Consider the following 14374-nt stretch of genomic DNA (forward strand, 5'->3'; position numbering starts at 1 on the left):
AACATCGCTGGGGATTACTATTTCAAGATGGTCTATTACCTGAGGGGCTCGTTTACTTGCTGGCTGGCTGGCATGCTGCCTAGGTCTTGAGGCATGGGTGGCACGGTGCCTTGATAGGGCTCTTGTTGCTGTGGCATGGGAGGCACGGTCACTTGTTGTTGAGCCTGTTGTGTCCATTGCTGCTGTTGCCAGTACTGCTTCATGCTCTGCTGAGTTTGATAGGTGGTGAAAAGCTTCCACATGCCAATGAACACTATTATCAGCATCAGCGCTGCCATTGCTTCGGCATTATTAATCAAGAAAAAGAGCATCAGGCACAAGCCCACTGCGGTGGTGATGAAACCAGATATCTTGTAGTCCTGCATGAGCATTTCGGAAATTATGACCGGAGGAGTCTTTTCGTTCATGGCAGTTTTCATGTACTCTGCAGGGATGCCGTACATCATTTCAAAGTTTGAGGTGGCGTCACTGTTATCGCCAAGGTAGTTTTTAATGTACGAATCGTGAGTTTTGGCAAAAACATCAAGGTTTGGAGTGTAGTCTTCCGTCATATGTCCGTAATCAAGCCCGTCAATCGTTATGAGGATGACGTTATACGGATTTTCAGAAGGGATTACCTTCATGGCATTAAGCGGATATTTAAGCTTCCGTGAGGTTTTTGACGCCGGGCGTTCGATCTGAGTGCCTTCGTTGTCACCGGAATATGCAAGAAGACCGTGTTCCTTCAGGAAGGTGTTTGCGGTCATCGGATAATATGCCGGGAATATGGACTTCTGCTGTGTTATCGGAACATAGCGGTAGGCGTTTGCCCAAATGTGCATGATGTGGGTGGCCAGGAAGGACAGAATGAATACCGTCGAGAAGAATACCGTGATCCTCTGATATTTGTGAAGATAGTGGTTTCGCCACGCAAACTTGGAGAACAGATATTCAATAAAGGCGATTATCGGAGTGGCGATATAAAGGAAATTGTAGTTAAGTCCGGTGGAAAAGCCTTCCTGGGTGAAAAATATTCCCAGCATCGGAACACTGAGATGAATTTTGATGGCCTGATAAAGCTTAACGTCAATCAGAAGAATTACCATGAATATGGTGGCCAGCACAATGGACACTATCTTGTAGGTTCTTGTGGAACGGCAGAGAAAGGTCAGCGGGAAGAATATCAGGATGTAGATTACGAAAACAAGGAAGCTGAAGTGTCCCAGCCAGCTTATGAAAAGATAAGCGGTACCTAACTGTGTTGAAGGACTTGGGGCATTGTAAAGATAGGTACAGCCGATAAGCAGGGCAAGAAAGATATTGAGAAGAACAAACCAGTGCCCCCAACTGATGGATCTGGATACTTCATCCTTATAAGTGAAGAAGCTGCTGTAATTAATGTTGTTCATACCTGATATACCAATATTCTCTGACGCTATTTATCCGTGACGGTATGTCCATAAGTGCGACTGCCGATTCGGGATCGTAACGTTGTTCCGGTTATGCAAACCTTACCGTTTCGGCCAGTCAGGATTGTCTGTCCTTTATTTTACTACATAACCTGCTTTGTTAGCTATTTAATAGTTCACAAATGAGGATATGAGCCGGGGTGGGGGGGGTTGATCCGGAAAAAGTACAGCCATGTCCGGCAATCGTTCCAAATATATAAATAAAATAGAAATATAGGAGAGATATATATTCAAAATTCTTGAAAAATTGTCGTAATTTGGCAGTAAATGAATTTTTACTGAGAAGAATTGCGTGGTACTTTCTCTTATGTCGCTGATAAATGGCGGTTTTTTTTGCTGATGTAATCCAACGTCTTAATATTACTGTTATTGTATATAATAAGTATTTCAGTGTAATAAATGTCCGTTGTTATAAGTGAACAAAAATCAATTATTTTACTAATTATGAGCAATGGTTTCAGTTATCGGAAATAAATAATATTTATGTCTAAAGTGATTTGATGAAAAAACAATCAATTAAAATCAAATAAAATTATTTTAATTGTATGAAAACAATTTCACTGATAGAGTATTACGCCTGTAAGCGGACTGATAAATGTTTTTAACAGTTATGACGACTGGTAGTCAAATTTGAAATGATGAAGCATCTAAAAAGAGATTACGCTCAAAATTTGACTTAATTGTTTATTTTTTGGCTCGTTTTGTGGTTTACCATGATAGAAAGCGCTCTAGCGTTATTCATTTGACTTGAAAACCGTAAATCATAATAAAAGAATAAAAAAGCCAAATGGATAATTCTATAAGAATGTGAATGGTTTAAAGCCAGTAGGACAGTGAATATGAAAAAAGCATTATTATCCGTTATGGTTGCGGCTGTTGCCCTGGGAGGAAGCAGTGCGGCTGTTGCCCTGGGAGGAAGCAGTGCTGCTTTTGCCTCAGGTATTGAAGGTGCGCACCTTACTGTGTGGGTTAACGGCGATAAGTCGTACAAAGGAATTGAAAAGGTCGGTGAAAAGTTTGAAAAGGACACCGGCATAAAGGTTACCGTGGAGCATCCGGAACAGCCTGTCGTGAAGTTTTTACAGCATGCGGCTTCAGGAAACGGGCCTGATTTGTTTATGTGGGCTCATGACCGTTTCGGTGAATGGGTTGAATTCGGACTGCTGACTCCGATTGAACCTACTCCCGAGGAACTGGAAAAGTTCCAGCCTGTGGCCTGGGATGCAATGAGGGTTAAGGATAAGTATTACGGTTTCCCTGTATCCATAGAGGCAATTGCGCTTATCTGTAATAAGGATCTTGTGCCTGAGGCTCCGAAAACGTTTGAAGAATTCTTCGAGCTGGACAATGAGCTTCAGAAGAGCGGAAAGCATGCTCTTGTATGGGATTATAATGACGGGTACTTTACCTATCCGATACTGTCCGCAAACGGCGGGTACTCATTCAAAAAGAATGAAAAGGGTGAGTACGACGTAACCACCACCGGTATAAATGATCCCGGTGCGGTTAAGGGACTGGAGTACATAGTTAAATTAATTAGGGAAGATCATCTGCAGAAGTGGCAGGAATTCCCTAAGATGGAAAAGAAGTTTATTGACGGTGATGTGGGCTGCGTAATAAACGGTGCATGGGGATGGGAAAGATACAGTAAGCTGAATTACTCGGTTAATCCGTTCCCTACATTAGACGGTAAGCCTGGAAAGCCTTTTGTCGGTGTACTGGGTATGACCATCAACAGCGCTTCGCCTAACAAGGAAATGGCCAGAAAGTTCCTTGTTGATTATCTGCTGACGGATGAAGGTCTGGAACAGATGGATAACGACCGTCCGCTGGGTGCGGTTGCGCTTAAGTCATATCAGGCAAAGCTTGAGAAGGATCCGAGAATTGCCGTGACTATGTACAACGCCGAGCATGGTGATATCATGCCTAACATTCCGGAAATGAACAGATTCTGGAGTTCTCTGCAGACAGCCCTGAAAAATGCTACAACCGGGCGCCAGTCTGCAAAGAAGGCATTAAAGATAGCTGAAGAACGTGTGCTGAAGAAGTAATATGCAATGAGTTGAAGTCCGCACCCGAATTGAGGCGGGTGCGGTTTTTTCGTGTACTTGCACGCCATGATTGGCGAGGCTGAAAATGCGAATATTTGCCCTGTATTTCGTTCATAATGAGATACATGTTAAAAAATGCAAACTTTTTGATATTTAATTGCATGCATATGTTCTATTATACACATTGTTTAAATCGGTTTGAGGCCGATATTTTTAAGTAATAAGTAAGGAAATAGACTAATGAAAAAAACTATTTTAGCTACTGTTGTAGGCTTAGCTGCATTTGGTTTTGCACAGGTTGCTTCTGCATCAGGTATTGAAGAAGGTCAGTTAACCATTTGGGTTAACGGCGATAAGTCATATGACGGTATTGCTAAGGTTGGTAAGAAGTTCGAAGAAGCTACCGGCGTTAAGGTAACCGTTGCTCACCCAGATCAGGTAGAAGTTAAGTTCCAGCAGAACGCTGCTTCAGGTAATGGTCCAGATATTTTCATGTGGGCACACGACCGTTACGGTGAATGGGTTAAGTCAGGTCTTTTAACCCCAATCGAACCAACCAAGGAAGAATTAAACAAGTTCCAGGACGTTGCTTGGAAGGCCATGACTGTAGACGGTAAGATCTACGGTTACCCAGTATCTATCGAAGCAATTGCCTTAATTTGTAACAAGGATATCGTTCCAGAAGCTCCAAAGACCTTCGAAGAATTCGTTACCCTTGACGACAAGCTGAAGAAGGAAGGCAAGCGTGCAATTATGTGGGACTACAACAACGCATTCTTCAGTTACCCATTACTTTCTGCTAACGGCGGTTATGCATTCAAGAGAAACGCTGACGGCAGCTACGACGTTAAGGACTCAGGTGTTAACAACGAAGGCGCTAAGGCCGGTGTTCAGTTCCTTGTTGACTTAATCAAGGGCGACCACATGCAGAAGGGTGCTGACTACGGTATCATGGAATCAAGCTTCGTTAACGGTAAGGTTGCATGTATCATCAACGGACCATGGTCATGGGGTCAGTACAGCAAGGTTAACTACAGCGTTAACCCAATCCCAACCCTTAAGGGTAACCCAGGTAAGCCATTCGTAGGTGTCCAGGGTATGACCATCAACCAGGCTTCTCCTAACAAGGACCTCGCTAAGGAATTCTTACTCAACTACCTCCTCACCGATGAAGGTCTTGATAAGATGAACCAGGACAAGCCTTTAGGTGCCGCTGCTCTCAAGTCTTTCGAAGCTAAGCTCGAAAAGGACCCAAGAATCAAGGTAACCATGAATAACGCTAAGATTGGTGACCCAATGCCAAGCGTACCAGAAATGAACCGTTTCTGGAGTTCTTTACAGACTGCTCTTAAGAACGCTACCACCGGTCGTCAGACCTTAGACGAAGCACTTAAGACTGCTGAAGATCGTATCGAAAAGTAAGATAATCTTTCATAAAAAAGAAGCTCAGACATGAGCTTCTTTTATGAAAGGCTAGAATTAAAAGCTTTAATATGAAAATATTAAAGTTTTTATTTGTAGTAAAAATATTTTTATTACAGTTTTACAAGCTAAATTTAGAATAAGTTATTAGGGTATTAGCATGGATTCTTTCGCTTTTGAAAAAAGAGGTAAAACCTCTGGAGGTGGAGCGCCTGGCTTAATGATACTCAAAGTTTTAATATCTTTAATAGTATTACTCTTTGGTGTATTCATGATAAGCTCTATGTTTACTCATGGTCAGTACGCTTTCGCAATCTTGTTTACAATAGTCATTGCAGGTGGTCTGCTTGTGACATGGCTGAAGGGAATGTATCCTCACAGATATATTTTCCCAAGTATCGCGGGTATGGTGGTATTCATTATATTCCCTCTCGTATACACCGTGTACATCGCATTTACCAACTACTCTGCAAAGAACCTCTTCACTCTTGAAAGAGCTGAGAGTTATTTCCTTTCTCAGACTTACAGAATTGAAGGCGGTGACTACCAGTTTAAGCTTTACGCAAAGGAAGGTAACAAGTACATCATCGTACTTCAGAATCAGCCTACTATGTTAGCTGACGGTAATCCTTCTGAAGTTCGTACTTACGCATCTCCTGAAACCGTGTTCTTCGATAAGGACCAGATGGAGAAGCCAAGCAACAAGACTACCGCTTCAAAGACCGTAATCCATGTTACCAAGGTTGATAACAGCTATACCCAGGACATGGAAGACTGTGGTATCAAGTGTAAGGCTGCATTCAGAGACTACCTGAAGTCAATCAAGATCAAGATCGACGCTCAGGAACTTACCTATACCGGTCTTAACACTTTCAGTGCCGTTAAGAACAGATTCGTTCGTCAGAATGAAGTAGTTCTCGGTAACCAGGAAAGATTACAGAATTCTCACATGCTCAAGGACGTATCAAATGATTCTTTAATCATCCCTGATATGAAGGACGGTTACTACAAGACCATTGACACCCAGACCGGTGAACCTGTCGGTGAAAGAATGGCTCCTGGTTTCCGTGTTTACATCGGTTTCGAGCACTTCAAGAGAATTTTCAACGACCCAAGTATTTCTACTCCGTTCGTTAAGATTTTCATCTGGACTGTATGTTTCGCTGCTTTAACCGTATTCATTACTTTAGCAATCGGTATGGTTCTCGCATGTCTCGTACAGTGGGAATTCTTAAAGGGTAGAGGTATTTACCGTTTAATCCTCATTCTCCCATATGCAGTACCGTCATTCATTTCAATCCTTGTATTTAAGGGTTTGTTTAATGAAAACTTCGGTGAAATTAACCGTATTCTGGACTTCTTCCTCGGTTGGAGACCTGAATGGTACAATGAAGCAGGTTATGCTCGTGCAATGATTCTGCTCGTTAATGCATGGTTAGGTTATCCGTACATGATGATTCTCTGTATGGGTCTGTTAAAGTCTATTCCTGATGACCTCTATGAAGCATCTGCAATGGACGGTTCAGGTCCTGTTCAGAACTTCTTGAACATTACTCTTCCATTGTTAATGAAGCCATTAACTCCATTACTTATCGCTTCATTCGCATTTAACTTCAACAACTTCGTGTTGATTATGCTGTTAACTAACGGTGGCCCTGACTTCTTACCAGAAGACGGTGTTGTAACCACTGCAGGTTCTACTGACTTGCTCGTGTCTTATACCTATCGTCTCGCATTCGAAGGCGGCGCAGGTGGTAATGACTACGGTCTGGCTTCCGCAATTGCAACCACTATCTTCATCTTAGTTGGTGCATTATCTATAGTTAACTTAAAGATTTCCAAGATGGGAGCTAAGGACTAATCATGGCAATTGTACAACCTAAGTCGATTAAATATCGCATTTTGGCTACACACATTGTAATGTGCCTGTTTTTACTTGCTGTTCTGTTTCCGTTATACATGGTTGTGATGATTTCATTCCGTGAAGGTAACTTCGCAACCAACGTATCAGACAGTTTCTATGACCTCTTCTTACCAAGAATGGATTCATTGACTCTGGATCACTGGAAACTTGCTTTAGGCATATCATATGTTGATGAAGCCGGTGTTGAACACCTTCCTCCATTCCCAGTATTGAAATGGCTTTGGAACTCAATCATCATTTCATTCTTCACCTCTGCGTTCATCGTACTGCTGTCAACCACCAGTGCGTATGCGTTTGCACGTCTGAACTTCAAGGGTAAGAATGCACTCTTAAACTGCATGCTGATTTTCCAGATGTTCCCTTCAGTGCTTGCACTCGTTGCTATCTATGCATTGTTCGATAACATCGGTGAATACCTGCCGTTTATCGGTCTTGATACCAGAGCCGGTCTGATTCTTTCATATATGGGTGGTATTGCCCTCCATATTTGGACTATCAAGGGTTACTTTGAAACCATTGATGCTTCACTGGAAGAAGCTGCCGCCATTGACGGTGCTACCCCATGGCAGGCATTCAGACTCGTACTGTTACCTCTGTCAGTACCAATTCTTGCAGTAGTATTCATCCTTGCATTTATCGGTACCATTACTGAAGTTCCAGTAGCAAGTATCCTCTTAAATGACGTAGATAATTACACCCTCGCCGTAGGTTCTCAGCAGTACCTTGCTTCTCAGAACAAGCTTTGGGGTGACTTCGCAGCAGCGGCTGTTATGTCAGGTCTTCCTATTACCGTCGTATTTATGTTAGCTCAGCGTTGGTTAGTAGGTGGTTTGACTGCCGGTGGTGTAAAGGGTTAATCGATATTTTACAATGCGGTGTTTTGCGCACCGCATGTTAGAAAAGAATTTTTATGGAGCTATAAATGGCTGAAGTTACTTTAACAAACGTTCGTAAGAACTATAATCCAAGTTTATTGAAAGATACCTTACGTAATATCAATCTCGATATTAAAGATGGTGAATTCATCGTGTTCGTTGGTCCGTCAGGATGTGGTAAGTCTACCCTTCTGCGTATGATCGCCGGTCTTGAAGACATCACCGACGGTGAATTAAAGATCGGTTCAAAGGTAATGAACGATGTTCCTCCTGTAGACCGTGGTGTAGGTATGGTGTTCCAGTCATACGCACTTTATCCTCACATGGATGTTCGTCAGAACATGGAATTCGGTCTTAAGTTAAAGAAGTTCGACAAGGATACCATTGAAAAGCGTGTTAACAACGCTGCTCAGATCCTCGGTCTCGAAGCTTTAATGGATCGTAAGCCAAAGGCTCTGTCAGGTGGTCAGCGTCAGCGTGTTGCTATCGGTCGTTCTATCGTTCAGCAGCCTGACGTATTCCTCTTCGACGAACCTTTATCAAACCTCGATGCTGCTCTCCGTGTTAAGATGCGTATCGAAATTGCTAAGTTACATAAGGAATTAAATTCTACAATCATCTACGTAACTCACGACCAGGTTGAAGCTATGACCCTGGCTGATAAGATTGTAGTATTAAGTCCGTTAAAGGAATCTGCTGAAACCAACCTTGAACAGTTCGGTACTCCGCTTGAACTTTACCACAACCCAACCAACAAGTTCGTAGCAGGCTTCATCGGTTCACCTAAGATGAACTTCCTCAAGGGCCAGCTCATCGAAATCGGTGAAGAAACCTGTAAGGTTAAGTTAAATACCGGTGACGTTATCACTGCATGTGTTGATGCCCGTCGCGCAAGTGTTGGTGATAAGGTTGAATTAGGTATTCGTCCAGAACACCTCGTTCCTGTAGAACACCCTGATTCAAAGAGCCGCCTGTCAGGTATGGTTCAGGTTGCTGAACATTTAGGTGCTGAAAGCTTTGTTTACCTTGATGTCGACGGTGAAGACTTTACCGTTAAAGCAGCTTCTGAAATCCCAGTTGATACCGGTGATTCTCTCGAAGTTGGTATCCCTGCTGAAGCTTGTTACCTTTTCGACTCACAGGAAAAGGCATTCAAGAGAACTGCAAGATATAACAGAACTTAATTTTAGCTTGTAATTTTTTTAAAGCGACACTCCGGTGTCGCTTTTTTCTTATATGGAGAATGCGTTACGGCTTTATGTTCGCTTCAGTGAATAATATCAGTACGGTGTGCCGTGACAGCCTCTGTGACTTTACCCTGAACGTTTTTACGCAGTTGAATAAGGCAATAAAAAACCGGAACAGTATATGCTGTTCCGGTTTGTGTCTGTGGAGGTTTCAGTGCAGATTCCTCAGTTATTTTGCGTGAATCTGATTCAGAAATTCCCTTAGTCTCTGATCCTTAGGATGGTTGAATATCTCGTCAGGTGTTCCCTGTTCCTGAATGTTTCTGTTGTCAAAGAACAGAACCCTGTTTGAAACCTTCTGTGCAAACTTCATTTCATGCGTAACCACAACCATGGTCATGCCTTCGTCAGCAAGCTCCTTCATCATGCTGAGAACCTCATTTACCATTTCCGGATCCAGTGCGCTTGTCGGTTCATCGAACAGGACGATCGACGGCTTCATGGCAATTGTACGGATGATGGAAACGCGCTGCTGCTGTCCGCCTGAAAGCTGTGACGGATACTTGTCCGCATGTTCCGCAAGACCAACTCTTTCAAGCATCTGCAGAGCCCATTCATCAGCTTCCTTCTGGGTATATATTCTGTGAAGTACCGGTGACAGGGTGATGTTCTGTTTCACCGTGAGGTTCTGGAACAGGTTAAACTGCTGGAATACCATGCCTATTTTAGGCGTTATGTCTATTAATGTATTCTGAGGCAGGCTTGTCAGTTCCATGCCGTCAAAGTAGATTTTTCCGGAAGTCGGGCGTTCAAGCAGGTTGAGCATGCGTATGAACGTGGATTTGCCGCACCCTGACGGACCGATTACGGCGATGACGTCTCCCTTGTTTATGGTCAGGGAGATGTCTTTTAAAACCTCGTGAGAACCGTATGTTTTGCAGAGACCTTCAATCTGCATGACAACATTATTATCGTTCATTCTTTTTCATTCTCCTTTCAAGGTGGGCAACTCCTGCTGACAGTGTGCCGATAATGAGAAGGTATATAAGAGCCACTGCCAGAAGCGGAAGGAATGCTTCAAATGTGGTGTTTCTGATGATAACGCCGCCTCTGGTAAGATCCATGAGGCCTATATAGCCGCATATTGAGGTTTCCTTTATCAGTGAAATACCTTCGTTTGCAAGGGCAGGCAGCACGTTCTTAAATGCCTGAGGAATGATTATGTGCTTCATTACCGTGAATGGTCTGAGCCCCAGAGAGTAACCTGCCTCAAACTGACCTGCAGGTATTGCGAGCATGCCTGATCGTATGATTTCGGTGGTGTAGGCCATTGAATTGAGGCCGAAGGCGATTATGGCCACCAGTATCTTGTTGATATCCACAGATGCGAATATCACATAGTATATTATCAGAAGCTGTACCATTACAGGCGTGCCTCTGATGATGTTTACGTAAAGCTTTATAAGAAGATTAAGAATTCTGAAACGGCCCGTCTTCGCATGGAGTACGCGTATTATGGCCATGACGGTTCCGCCGCAGAGACCCAGCAGAGCTGCGAATACGGATATCACAATGGTTATGCAGAGACCGTTTACGAGCAGCTTCCATCTGTCTTCCTTGATGAAATTGTTATAAAGTCTGTTTGTAAGCGACTGATTTTCCATGCTGTTTAAGGCTTCTTCAGTCGGTATTACCACAAGTATTCTGGAGGTGCATATGTCATGGGTAAAGTTTATTACCTTGGCTCTTTCTTCAGTTTTTGAGAAGCCTGAAAAACCTGCATGTACCTTTCCGGTGCTTACGGCATTGATGATGCTGTCGAATTCCATGCTTTCAATTTTCAGCTTCATGTGGAGTCTGTCCGCAATCATTGCGGCTATTTCCATTTCAATACCGGTTATTTCATTGTTCTGATAGAACTCATAAGGAGGAAAATCAGGGCTGGTAGCGATAATCAGCTCCTGGCCTTCGGTTGTTTTCGGAGTGTAGTGGTAATTGCCGGTTTTGGAAACATAGGTGTCGTAGAGTTTGTCGTAGATGCCTTCCTTTACGATTTCATCTATTGCACTGTTGAATTCATTCAGAAGATTCTCCTGTCCCTTTGGCAGGATTGCGGCATATGATTCAGTGTTGAACGGGGTACTGAGAATCCGCAGATTAGCGTTGTCACTGACGAATTTTTTGGCCGGAAGTTCGTCAAGAACAACTGCGTCAAGCTTTCCCTGATTAAGAGCCGCTATGGCATCCGGAGAATTGTTGTAGCGTTCGGCCACCGGACACTTGTGCTGGGTCAGATATTCATTGATGGCGATTTCAGTGGTCGTTCCTATCTGAACACCGACTCTGGCATGACAGAGATCCTCTATTGATTCCACTCTGTTAATATTACTTTCTGCGTTACATGCCGTGAGAGAGAATAATGACGTGACGAAAAGGGCAACAAAGCCTGTTGCATGTAAAAGAGAACGCCATTTTTCCATATTGAAGGTGTTCATAAAAAAGATCTGACTCCTGAAGAAAAAAAACAATTCGCTTATTATACGCCTGATTGTCTTCCTCTTAAATGATCAAAAAGTATATCGGATATCCTGCAGGCTCCACCGTAGCCGGCGGAAACAGGAAAAACACCGTGTGATGATCCGAAAAAAGAAGTGATAATGCGCCTGTCAGGTATCGGCTTTGAAAAAGGATGGATACAGATGAAAATAGGAGCCCCAAAAAAAAAGAAACCAGTCTCGTGCACTTAGGCACTGAGGACTGGCGTTATCAATGATTAATAACCATAGGACTAATGAACGTGGCTATTATATTAAAAATGTGAAATAAGTCAATATTTTTTAATAAAAATATCAAATTGACATGTTTCATTAAGTAAGTAGAATAGTACAGGTTTATCGGATGTTATTTTTTTTATGTTTAATTAATTCCGGAAACACGGTGTTTTCAGGCTTTTTCGGTAGATTCACCTGCCTGTTACAAAATCGTCGGAGTGTTTTTCCGTCATGTTCACGCGGCCGTGTTTCATTATTTATGTACGCTTTACGTTAGTGTAAGCTGGGCGGTTGTTTATTATGATGTTAAGATCGGATTTCTTCTATAATCTTCCTGAAGAGCTTATTGCAAAATTTCCTGCCGACAAAAGAACCCACAGCAGACTGCTGTCTCTGAACGGTTCCACCGGTGAACTGGGTGACTATCATTTCTATGATGTGCTCAGATTCCTGAAAAAGGGTGATTTGCTTATATTCAACAACACAAAGGTAATTCCTGCAAGATTATACGGACACAAGGAAACCGGCGGTGCCATAGAGATCCTTGTGGAGAGGGTTCTTGATGAACATCGTGTTCTTGTTCACATGAGATCGTCCAAGTCTCCGAAGGAAGGAGCCAGACTGCTTTTTGACAACGGCTACGAAGCCGTTATGCTCGGCAGGGAAGGGGCGCTTTTCATTCTGGAGTTTACCGGAGAGAAGACGATTTTTAGCATCATGGATGAAATAGGGCACATTCCTCTTCCTCCTTATATAGATCGTCCTGATGAAAAGGAAGACCGTGAACGTTATCAGACGGTTTATTCAAAGGTTCCCGGTGCCGTGGCCGCACCGACCGCAGGTCTTCATTTTGATAATGATCTGCTGGATAAAATCCGTGAGATGGGCGTTGATACCGGATTTGTTACCCTTCATGTAGGTGCCGGTACCTTCCAGCCGGTTAAGGAAGATGACATTTCAAAGCATCACATGCATTCCGAATTTGCTGTGGTTCCTGAAGAGCTGGTTCAGAGAATCCTTAAAACCAAGGCCGAAGGCGGTCGCGTTATTGCCGTCGGCACCACTTCCGTGCGTTCCCTTGAAAGTGCCGCAATGCAGGCCGAGAAGCACGGCAGTCTTATAGAGCCTTTCGCGGCGGATACCAGTATTTTTATTTATCCTGGGTACAGATTCAGGGTTGTTGATGCGCTGATTACCAATTTCCATCTGCCTGAGTCAACCCTCATCATGCTTGTGAGCGCCTTCGCCGGATACAGGCATACCATGAATGCGTACGGGCATGCGGTTAATGACGGTTACCGTTTCTTCAGTTACGGTGATGCCATGTTCATTACACGTAATGACAATGCGGAAACAGCTGAAGATATTGAAAAAGAATTAAGAGGTAAGTGATTTTGGAATTTACGTTAAAGAGTACATGCGGTAAAGCCAGACTCGGTGAAATGAAATTTGCCAGAGGCACTGTCAGAACTCCCGCTTTCATGCCGGTAGGAACATACGGTACCGTAAAGGGACTGAGTCCCGAGGAAGTGGAGGCAATAGGTGCCGACATTATTCTGGGAAATACCTTCCATCTGTGGCTCAGACCTGGCTGTGACATCATGCGTCTTCACGGCGATCTTCACGGCTTTATGCAGTGGAACAAACCTATCCTTACCGATTCCGGCGGTTTCCAGGTGTTCAGTCTCGGAGCACTGCGCAAACTTAAGGAGGAAGGGTGCTATTTCCAGAATCCGATTAATGGTGACAAGGTATTTCTGTCCCCTGAGGTTTCAATGCAGATTCAGGACGCTCTCGGTTCCGATATCGTGATGATTCTTGATGAATGCACTCCGTATCCCGCAACTCATGACGAGGCTGCCAAGTCAATGAGACTCAGTCTCAGATGGGCTAAGCGCTCAAGAGATGAATTTGACCGTCTGCAGAACAGGAACGCTCTCTTCGGTATCATACAGGGCAGCGTATATGAGGACCTGCGTGAAGAGTCTCTCAACGGACTTGTTAACATCGGCTTTGACGGTTATGCCATCGGCGGTCTTGCCGTAGGTGAGAAGAAAGAGGATATGCACAGGGTTCTGGATTTCATTACCGACAGAATGCCTGTGGATAAGCCAAGATATCTCATGGGTGTGGGCAAGCCTCAGGACATTCTTTCCGGCGTGCTTCGCGGTGTGGACATGTTCGACTGTGTAATGCCTACAAGAAATGCCAGAAATGCGCATCTCTTTACCTCTGAGGGCGTTATAAAGCTGCGTAATTCCAAGTACAAGCAGGATACCCGTCCTCTTGATGAGAAGTGCGACTGTTATACCTGCAGACATTATTCAAGGGCATACCTGCATCATTTGGACAAGTGCGGTGAAATGCTGGGGGCAAGACTCAATACCATTCACAATCTGAGATTCTACCAGCGCCTGATGGAGCAGATAAGGGAACACATTGCCGCCGGAACACTGAACGAATTCGCCGAGGAATTCTTCAGACTTTATCCTGCCGACAAGTAATGTCCGCCGTACGGCTTCAGATAACGTAAAGGCAGCCTTCGGGCTGCCTTTACCCGTTTCCGTACGGAACGGAAACGGCAGGGGTTAACAACCGCTTGACTAAATCTATAAATAGTTTATAATACATTTAAAATAGTTATAGGTTTATTTGTAATGAATAAGATTATTTCAATTGGACAGGCTGCTAAATTG

At 43.6% G+C, this 14374-nt stretch carries 10 protein-coding genes; 7 read left to right on the forward strand and 3 right to left on the reverse strand.

What is annotated here, in order from left to right:
* Positions 1 to 35 precede the first annotated feature (35 nt).
* The gene (locus QZU58_RS08530) at positions 36 to 1388 is read right to left on the reverse strand and encodes a DUF3413 domain-containing protein (protein WP_294496035.1); all 1353 of its coding nucleotides are present in this window, start codon (positions 1386 to 1388) and stop codon (positions 36 to 38) included.
* Positions 1389 to 2287: 899 nt separating this feature from the next.
* Here QZU58_RS08530 and malE (QZU58_RS08535) point away from each other — a divergent pair.
* The 5 genes from malE (QZU58_RS08535) (at position 2288) to ugpC (ending at position 8904) form a co-directional block, all read left to right on the forward strand.
* Positions 2288 to 3499, forward strand: a complete 1212-nt coding sequence (gene malE, locus QZU58_RS08535; protein WP_294496036.1) for a maltose/maltodextrin ABC transporter substrate-binding protein MalE — start codon at positions 2288 to 2290, stop codon at positions 3497 to 3499.
* A 240-nt stretch (positions 3500 to 3739) separates the two neighbouring features.
* Positions 3740 to 4921 carry a maltose/maltodextrin ABC transporter substrate-binding protein MalE gene (gene malE / locus QZU58_RS08540; RefSeq protein WP_294496037.1) on the forward strand — a complete coding sequence of 394 codons (1182 nt, stop codon included), beginning with the start codon at positions 3740 to 3742 and terminating at the stop codon, positions 4919 to 4921.
* A 220-nt stretch (positions 4922 to 5141) separates the two neighbouring features.
* Entirely contained in the window at positions 5142 to 6782 is a 1641-nt protein-coding gene (gene malF / locus QZU58_RS08545) for a maltose ABC transporter permease MalF (protein WP_294496038.1), read from the forward strand.
* Between the two features lie 2 nt (positions 6783 to 6784).
* Positions 6785 to 7702: a maltose ABC transporter permease MalG gene (malG, locus tag QZU58_RS08550; RefSeq protein ID WP_294496040.1), complete on the forward strand. Its 918-nt coding sequence runs from the start codon at positions 6785 to 6787 to the stop codon at positions 7700 to 7702.
* A 65-nt stretch (positions 7703 to 7767) separates the two neighbouring features.
* Positions 7768 to 8904 (forward strand): sn-glycerol-3-phosphate ABC transporter ATP-binding protein UgpC, encoded by a 1137-nt coding sequence (ugpC, locus tag QZU58_RS08555; protein ID WP_294462220.1) that lies wholly within the window; start codon positions 7768 to 7770, stop codon positions 8902 to 8904.
* 232 nt (positions 8905 to 9136) lie between these two features.
* On the opposite strand, the gene QZU58_RS08560 is transcribed toward ugpC, so the two are convergent.
* Together QZU58_RS08560 and QZU58_RS08565 are read right to left on the reverse strand one after the other, a co-directional pair.
* Positions 9137 to 9886: an amino acid ABC transporter ATP-binding protein gene (locus QZU58_RS08560; protein ID WP_294496042.1), complete on the reverse strand. Its 750-nt coding sequence runs from the start codon at positions 9884 to 9886 to the stop codon at positions 9137 to 9139.
* Positions 9876 to 11402, reverse strand: coding sequence for an ABC transporter substrate-binding protein/permease (locus QZU58_RS08565; protein ID WP_294496044.1), 1527 nt, complete (start codon positions 11400 to 11402; stop codon positions 9876 to 9878). Before QZU58_RS08565 ends, QZU58_RS08560 begins: the two co-directional genes overlap by 11 nt.
* Positions 11403 to 11981: 579 nt before the next feature.
* On the opposite strand from QZU58_RS08565, the gene queA reads away from it, so the two are divergent.
* Both queA and tgt read left to right on the forward strand, forming a co-directional pair.
* A complete protein-coding gene (gene queA / locus QZU58_RS08570) occupies positions 11982 to 13070 on the forward strand; it encodes a tRNA preQ1(34) S-adenosylmethionine ribosyltransferase-isomerase QueA (protein WP_294462234.1) in 1089 nt (362 codons plus the stop codon).
* A 2-nt stretch (positions 13071 to 13072) separates the two neighbouring features.
* The gene (gene tgt, locus QZU58_RS08575) at positions 13073 to 14182 is read left to right on the forward strand and encodes a tRNA guanosine(34) transglycosylase Tgt (protein ID WP_294496046.1); all 1110 of its coding nucleotides are present in this window, start codon (positions 13073 to 13075) and stop codon (positions 14180 to 14182) included.
* The last annotated feature ends 192 nt before the right edge of the window (positions 14183 to 14374 follow it).

The organism is uncultured Ruminobacter sp. (genome assembly GCA_902764345.1).
Lineage (GTDB): Bacteria > Pseudomonadota > Gammaproteobacteria > Enterobacterales > Succinivibrionaceae > Ruminobacter.

Coding starts and splice junctions, on each gene's coding strand:
- QZU58_RS08530 (WP_294496035.1), bottom strand. CDS start 1,388: ATGAACAACATTAATTACAGCAGCTTCTTCACTTATAAGGATGAAGTA.
- malE (WP_294496036.1), top strand. CDS start 2,288: ATGAAAAAAGCATTATTATCCGTTATGGTTGCGGCTGTTGCCCTGGGA.
- malE (WP_294496037.1), top strand. CDS start 3,740: ATGAAAAAAACTATTTTAGCTACTGTTGTAGGCTTAGCTGCATTTGGT.
- malF (WP_294496038.1), top strand. CDS start 5,142: ATGATACTCAAAGTTTTAATATCTTTAATAGTATTACTCTTTGGTGTA.
- malG (WP_294496040.1), top strand. CDS start 6,785: ATGGCAATTGTACAACCTAAGTCGATTAAATATCGCATTTTGGCTACA.
- ugpC (WP_294462220.1), top strand. CDS start 7,768: ATGGCTGAAGTTACTTTAACAAACGTTCGTAAGAACTATAATCCAAGT.
- QZU58_RS08560 (WP_294496042.1), bottom strand. CDS start 9,886: ATGAACGATAATAATGTTGTCATGCAGATTGAAGGTCTCTGCAAAACA.
- QZU58_RS08565 (WP_294496044.1), bottom strand. CDS start 11,402: ATGAACACCTTCAATATGGAAAAATGGCGTTCTCTTTTACATGCAACA.
- queA (WP_294462234.1), top strand. CDS start 11,982: ATGTTAAGATCGGATTTCTTCTATAATCTTCCTGAAGAGCTTATTGCA.